The following is a 7078-nucleotide window of genomic DNA, read 5'->3' on the forward strand; positions in this document are numbered from 1 at the left end:
AAGTAATGCTGCGGATGGAGGGAAACGCCGAGAATTTGTGATATCCACACCTCAAAATCGTGGATTGGATAAGCTGCCCCCCCCGTCAAGGGATTTACCATTGGTTTCACCAGAATGGTAAACATTCCCAGACGATTTCCCGCTAAAACATCGGTAAACAAGCGATCGCCAACCATAGCAATTTGTTGGGGGGGGAGACTCATAGCTGCCATCGCTTGCCGGAGTTTGCGTCGAGAGGGTTTCACCGCACCGAGGAGGTAGGGAAGTTGTAAATTATCAGCGATCGCACCGATGCGATTTTCACTGAGATTATTGCTTACCAACCAAATCGGTAGATAAAGACGCAAGGAATCGACCCAACGCTGTAAATCGTCAGAAACCGTCGTTTCCTGAAGGGGAACAAGGGTATCGTCCACATCGAGAATCAATCCCTTAATCTGATGCTGACTCAAAATCTCCAGAGTGAGACCGAGAATCGTATCCCCTAAAATTAAATCGGGTTGTAGAATTTTTGCTCTAGTCATTAACTTCTCAAAAATAACTGGCAGCGAGTCGATCGAACTCAGCTTGCTCAAAAAACCGTTGCCCTATTTAGTATAATTGACCGACTGCCTCTGAAAATCTTGCTTGGCCGATCCCTTCACTTGGCCGCTTGAATCACCTGTAAACTGCCACCAGCGTATAATTTTTGTTGACAATCACGAAAACCGATCGCCTGTAAAGATTGGATCAGATCCCTATCGATAAATTGCCAAGCGGTATGGGTTTCAAATAATTGCAAAAATAGGGCCAAAGAAGGCCAAAAAAGCGGGTTAGTGGGTCGATGAAAATCCACGAGGGCAAAAATTCCCCCCGGTCTGAGAACTCGATACACTTCTTTAAGGATTTCCTGTAACTGCTCTGGTTCCATTTCGTGGAGAGCGGCGCTAGTATGAACAAAGGCGAATTCTCCGGCACTAAAGGGCATTTTTTCGGCTAATCCCTCCACATAATGCGCTTGCGGCACCGCTAAACTAGCTCGCTCCAGGGCCCGGGGAGAGACATCTAAACCGGTACAGTGATCGGATAGGGGGACTAAATAACGGGTGGTTTGACCCGCACCACAACAGAGATCGAGGATAGGGTCATTTTTAGCGATTTTTAAACCTTCTAGGGCCAATTGCCGAAAACGAGACTCCCCACCCACCGCTAGGGCAGCCAGACGGGAGATACCATCGTAAAGCCATTGATATTGATAACTGAGGGGACGTAAAATTGTAGCCAAGATCAACCTCCAAGATTTGATTAAGTTCTCTGTAGCCTGTAATTTGTTTTAACGGTTCCACCGATATATTGTTAAACTTGGTAAAGAATCTGAAAATTTAAAAATTATCTGTTAACACTATGGGTCGCGTTGGCGTTTTATTATTAAATTTGGGTGGGCCGGAGCGGTTAGAGGATGTGCGTCCTTTTCTATTTAACCTTTTTTCTGACCCAGAGATCATCCGTTTACCGATCAAAGGATTACAAAAACCGTTAGCTTGGTTAATATCGACGTTAAGAGCGAGTAAATCCCAAGAAAATTACCGTCAGATCGGCGGTGGCTCCCCTTTACTCAAGATTACGGAAGCACAGGCCACGGCACTGCAACAACGTCTCGCGGAAATGGGCCGCGAGGTGAGCGTTTATATCGGGATGCGTTACTGGAATCCCTTCACCGAAGAAGCGATCGAGCGGATTAAACGGGATCATATCAAAAAATTGGTTATTCTTCCCCTTTATCCCCAATTTTCCATCAGCACCAGTGGTTCCAGTTTTCGTGTGCTGGAGGAAATGTGGCAGCAGGATCCCTATCTGCGTTTGACGGAATATACTCTCATCCCCTCTTGGTACGATCATCCCACCTATCTGAGCGCTATGGCGGATCTGATTGCGCGAGAGTTAGAGCAGTGTGCTAATCCTGACCAAGTACATATCTTTTTTAGCGCCCATGGTGTCCCCCAAAGTTATGTGGAGGAAGCGGGAGATCCCTATCAAAGGGAAATTGAAGAATGCACTAGGGCGATCATGCGTACTCTAAACCGCCCCAATCAGTACACTTTAGCCTATCAAAGTCGCGTCGGTCCGGTGGAATGGCTAAAACCCTATACTGAAGATGCTTTAAAAGGGTTGGGAGAGCAGGGAATTAAGAATTTATTGGTCGTGCCGATTAGCTTTGTCTCGGAACACATCGAAACTCTGCAAGAAATCGATATAGAGTACCGAGAAGTGGCGGAAGAAGCGGGAATTGAACATTTTCAGCGAGTACCGGCTCTTAACACTCACCCGATGTTTATCGAATCTCTCTCCCAGTTAGTGGTAAAATCCCTAGACGAGAAACCTACCACTTTCGAGCAAATTACCCATCCGAAAGCGAATATGAAAATGTATCCCCAGGAGCGTTGGGAATGGGGAATGACAACGGCAGCCGAGGTGTGGAATGGTCGATTAGCGATGATCGGTTTTCTGGCAATTATTATCGAATTAATTACTGGTCAAGGACCATTACATTTTGTGGGTTTATTATAACCTCGATCTTCGCTGCCATTGCTTTTGACGGTAACTACCAAAATAAGGTTGGGTTAAACATAGTTAAACCCAACCATTGGCGATTTTATCTTCTCTTAGGACATCATATTAGCAGAACGAACATTAACGTTAACTTCTAGCCTGCCATTGCCGAGCATATCTAACCCAGTGACGCTAAACAGATTAGCTTTAATCCCCCTTTCCTGAAAATTAGCCTGTAATTCTTTGATGAGAACCTCTTCCACTTTCCCTTCATCATCTGCTAGAGCTTGGACGATTTTAGCGGCGAAAGAGCCAATTTTTGCGCTCAATATTTCTTCCACATTGGTAATCTCGATAATAACCATTGATTTTTCTTCTTAGTAGAGGACAAATAGCTTAACAAGCCAATAAGAACAGAATTTGCGAGAAAATAGAGCTGCTCTCATCTTAGGAATCAGTATAACCTGCACTGTTCCCCCCCAAACGTAAATAGGCTTCAATAAAGCTATCTAAATCCCCATTCATTACCCGGGTAACATCGGTGGTTTCCACATTACTGCGGAGATCCTTAACTAATTGATAGGGATGAAAAACATAGTTACGGATTTGATTGCCCCAAGCGGCCTCCACCATATCGCCGCGAATTTCGGCGATCGCTTGAGCCTGTTGTTCCCGAGCGATAATTAACAATTTCGCTTTTAATAAAGCGAGGGCTTTTTCTTTATTTTGTAATTGCGATCGCTCTTGGGTACAACGCACAGCGATGCCTGTGGGAAGATGAACCACACGCACGGCAGTTTCTACTTTATTAACATTTTGTCCACCTTTTCCCCCCGATCTAGTGGTGGTAATTTCTAAATCTTTATCGGGAATTTCTACCCTCACTGCATCATCGCCCAAAATTGGCATTACTTCCACCCCAGCGAAACTGGTTTGACGTTTACCATTGGCATTAAAAGGGGAAATTCTGACTAACCGATGGGTGCCTTTTTCTCCTTTCAGATAACCGTAAGCATAAGTTCCAGCAATCTCAATTGTCACCGATTTAATTCCCGCTTCATCTCCTTCTGATATTTCGGCTAAAGTGACTTTATAACCCTGTTTCTCGGCCCAGCGAGAATACATTCTCAGGAGCATTTCTGTCCAGTCTTGGGCATCGGTTCCCCCAGCCCCCGCATTAATCGTTAAAACCGCTCCTTTTGCGTCGTAGGGACCATTTAAAAGTTGTTGCAATTCCCAGCGATCGAGGTCATGCTGTAAATGAGTTAAATTGTCCGTCGCTTCTTCTAGTAAAGTTCGATCGGATTCTAATTCTAATAACTCGATAATTGCCTTAGTATCTTCTAATTGTTCACACCAACCCTGATAGGTTTCTAAAGAAGATTTACATTCATTTAGTTCTTGCAGGGTTTTTTGAGCAGTATCGGGATTATCCCAAAAAGTGGGGACGGCTGCCACCTGTTCTAAGTCTTTAATTTTAGCCCTTAAAGTGGGTAAGTCAAAGATAGTCCTGGGTTTTACCCAGGCGCGATCCTACTATCTCGATACCTTTTTTTAGTTCTGATATTTCCATGTTTTCAGTTATCAGTTATCAGTTATCAGTTATCAGTTACTCTAGAAGTCAGGAGTCTGGGGAGTCAGTCCCGATGAAAAAATTTTCACCCCCACAGAGGAAAGAGGTTTCCTTCCCTACACCCCACACCCCACACCCTACACCCTCTTTCAAGTCAGGAGGCCGGAGTTGAGAGTTAGGGTTTTAGGGTTTTGGGGTTTTAGTTGAAATTCCCCCATTTCCCCATTTCCCCAATCTGTTACCCGTTCCGCAGTTCCAGCGTTCCCTAAAATGGTACGATCGATCCGCGCAGGGGAGCAAGACTTTGTAAAGCGTTTTCAGCCTTATCACGACTACTAAACGCGCCTATTTGCCAGACGCGACGACCTTGGTGGGAAGTGGGGAAAGCGTCGGGATAGAGAGAACGAACTTTGCTGCGATCGCTCTCGTTTTTAGCTTCAATTACTACTTTAAAGCCTTTGCGGCCAATATTGCTAGTATTGCCACTACTGGGATTAGCAGCGGGTCGATTAAAAGTGATTACGTCTGATAAACTTCTGGGATTGCCTAGGTTGCGCGGTGGCGGTGGTGGTACAATTGCATTATTATTCTGAGCATTGGGAGGAGTCAGGGGAGGTAAATTAGAGGTAACTGGGGGTGCTGGGGTAGAATTTTGCTCTGGTACTGGATTAGTGACCACTGGCTCAGGATTGCTCTCTACTGCTGTTTCTGCAGCGGTAAAGGTATATTCTCGCACTTCGGGATTAGCAGGAGGGTTAACGGGTGTTTCTGCTTTGACGGATTCTCTGGGGGGGGGTGTGGGGGGGATAGACGATTGGGTCCCCGCGAGTAATTCCGGGGGAGGATTGAAACTGGGACTATCGGCAGTTAGATAGATATGACTGAGATTTTGACCAGCTAGACTACGTTTAGTAAAGCGCCAGCCATCGATGAGATAAATTTGGATTAAACCGCTCCCTAAACCTTTTGTCCGTCCAATAATTACCTCCGATTGCCTGGGATTGCGGGGGGTTCCTACGAGGACTAATTCCCCGTTGCGTTGTACGATACGCAGCAGGTATTCTAAACCGTAATCTTTGCCCTGAATGCGAAGGGAATAACCGTTACTGTCGGTGGCCCGTTCACAACTGCCGGTAAAATCGAAATCGAGCAGCAGAGGCTGAACAATGGTCGGTTCTGTGCCATTTACCGCCCAACATTGGCGTTTTCCCTGGATTTGTTGCAAAATCAGTAAATCGTATTTACCGTTACCGTAGGGTCGGGCAATAGCGATAAAATCCTCTTGATTAACTTCTCTTTGTTCAAAGAGAGTCGCTTGACTCGGTGTAGTCAGGAGACAACTCCCTAGAAGTGAAAACAGTAGGGTAAATTTTAAGGATGATTTTAGATTCATAAATAGGGAGCGTTGTTATAGAGATTGTACTTGCATTTATTTTATCGATCTAGACGTAAGCGAGAGAATTTTGTTTTCTTGGAAGATAGCTAGGGTTTGTTCAATAAATCTAAAAACCTTGTTGGGTAAAACTTTTAGACTTTTTGGTTTCCAAAAAGTACTAGATCTGGGAGTGATCGGGTGGAAAATTCAGGTACTTTTTCCCTGAAAATTAGGTAATTGACCCACTCAAAATCCCTAAAACCCCACACCCTGCCCCCACCGAAAAACTTTTTGCCGCAAACCCTAGTTATTACTCGACCTAATCCACAGTAGGATAGAGATTGCTGAAAATTGACTCTTGAGTAGAGTGGCAACAAGATGGCGAAAGCGGCGATTATTGGATTGGGAAGATCGGGAATAGCGGCGGCAAGATGCTTAAAACGGGATGGTTGGCAGGTGACATTAAGCGATCGCTCTGATTCTCCCAGTTTACAAGCAACCAAAACCAATCTGGAAAGGGAAGGAATTATTGTCAATCTTGGTCAAAATCTCAGTCTAGAGGCTTCGGACTTGCCCGATCTTATCGTGGTTAGCCCCGGGGTGCCTTGGGATGCCCCGATTTTAATTACTGCCAGAGAAAAAGGCATCGATACGATCGGAGAATTAGAATTAGCTTGGCGTTATCTGCAATCTTCCCCCTGGTTGGGGATTACGGGAACTAACGGCAAAACCACCACCACCGCCCTCTGTGCCGCTATTTTTCAAAAAGCGGGGTTAAATGCCCCTTCCTGCGGTAATATCGGCTATGCTGCCTGTGAATTGGCTTTAAAAGCCGATAAATACGATTGGATTATTGCAGAGATTAGTAGTTATCAGATCGAGTCCAGTCGGGATTTATCTCCGAAAATCGGCATCTGGACAACTTTTACCCCCGATCACCTCAGTCGTCATCAAACTCTGGAAAATTATTATCAGATTAAAGCCTCTTTACTGCAAAGAAGCGATCGCCAAATCCTCAACGGTGATGATCCCTATCTGCGTCAAATCGGTGTTAGTCAATGGCAACAAGCTTACTGGACTTCTGTGCAGGGCAAAGAGGCGCTTTTGGGCGATCCTAGTCGTGGTGTTTATCTGCAAGATAACTGGATCGTGGCTTTTGGGGAGTTAATTGCCCCGGTTAATCTGCTGAAAATGGTGGGTAGTCACAATCAGCAGAATTTGCTTATGGCTGTGGCCGCCGCTAGATTGGCGGGAATCGAGAAAAAAGCCATTACCGAAGCGATCGCTACTTTCCCCGGGGTTGCCCATCGTCTAGAGTACATTTGTACTTATAAAGGACTAGACTTTATTAATGATAGTAAAGCAACTAACTACGATGCCGCCGCAGTGGGCTTAAAATCTGTCCCTAGTCCGGCGATTTTAATCGCGGGGGGAGAAGCGAAAGCCGGGGATGATCGGGCTTGGATCGCTGAAATTAAGGCAAAAGTCGCCACCGTGCTGCTTATTGGTGACGCTGCCGCCGATTTTGCCCGTCGTTTACAGTCAGCAGGTTATCAAGATTATGAATGTGTAGAAACGATGGACAGGGCAGTTCAACGCGC

General features: G+C 45.5%; 7 protein-coding genes. 2 read left to right on the forward strand and 5 right to left on the reverse strand.

Annotation, left to right across the window (positions count from 1 at the left end):
• The coding region (locus PX484_RS13065) for a YqeG family HAD IIIA-type phosphatase (protein ID WP_288104167.1) at positions 1-524 on the reverse strand (524 nt) is incomplete at its 3' end.
• Positions 525-640: 116 nt separating this feature from the next.
• Positions 641-1264: a class I SAM-dependent methyltransferase gene (locus PX484_RS13070; protein WP_287666754.1), complete on the reverse strand. Its 624-nt coding sequence runs from the start codon at positions 1262-1264 to the stop codon at positions 641-643.
• A gap of 119 nt (positions 1265-1383) precedes the next feature.
• On the opposite strand from PX484_RS13070, the gene hemH reads away from it, so the two are divergent.
• Entirely contained in the window at positions 1384-2547 is a 1164-nt protein-coding gene (gene hemH, locus PX484_RS13075; RefSeq protein WP_004163720.1) for a ferrochelatase, read from the forward strand.
• 95 nt (positions 2548-2642) lie between these two features.
• Here hemH and PX484_RS13080 read toward each other — a convergent pair whose 3' ends face one another.
• From PX484_RS13080 to PX484_RS13090, 3 genes are all read right to left on the reverse strand, one after another.
• Positions 2643-2894: a DUF8653 family protein gene (locus PX484_RS13080; protein WP_002739055.1), complete on the reverse strand. Its 252-nt coding sequence runs from the start codon at positions 2892-2894 to the stop codon at positions 2643-2645.
• An 82-nt stretch (positions 2895-2976) separates the two neighbouring features.
• A protein-coding gene (gene prfB / locus PX484_RS13085) for a peptide chain release factor 2 (RefSeq protein WP_157404742.1) occupies positions 2977-4102 on the reverse strand; the annotation gives its coding sequence in 2 pieces (ribosomal slippage) (positions 2977-4029 and positions 4031-4102; 1125 coding nt in all).
• A 265-nt stretch (positions 4103-4367) separates the two neighbouring features.
• Positions 4368-5495, reverse strand: a complete 1128-nt coding sequence (locus PX484_RS13090) for a DUF3747 domain-containing protein (RefSeq protein WP_287766861.1) — start codon at positions 5493-5495, stop codon at positions 4368-4370.
• Positions 5496-5855: 360 nt separating this feature from the next.
• Here PX484_RS13090 and murD point away from each other — a divergent pair.
• Positions 5856-7078, forward strand: a 1223-nt coding sequence (gene murD / locus PX484_RS13095) for a UDP-N-acetylmuramoyl-L-alanine--D-glutamate ligase (protein ID WP_288104170.1), incomplete at its 3' end; no start/stop codon positions are given.

This window comes from Microcystis sp. M49636_WE2 (assembly GCF_030065375.1).
GTDB classification, from domain to species: domain Bacteria; phylum Cyanobacteriota; class Cyanobacteriia; order Cyanobacteriales; family Microcystaceae; genus Microcystis; species Microcystis aeruginosa_C.

Bases quoted from the DNA above. Each gene is read 5' to 3' on its own strand.
- hemH (WP_004163720.1), top strand. From the start codon at position 1,384: ATGGGTCGCGTTGGCGTTTTATTATTAAATTTGGGTGGGCCGGAGCGG.
- PX484_RS13080 (WP_002739055.1), bottom strand. From the start codon at position 2,894: ATGGTTATTATCGAGATTACCAATGTGGAAGAAATATTGAGCGCAAAA.
- PX484_RS13090 (WP_287766861.1), bottom strand. From the start codon at position 5,495: ATGAATCTAAAATCATCCTTAAAATTTACCCTACTGTTTTCACTTCTA.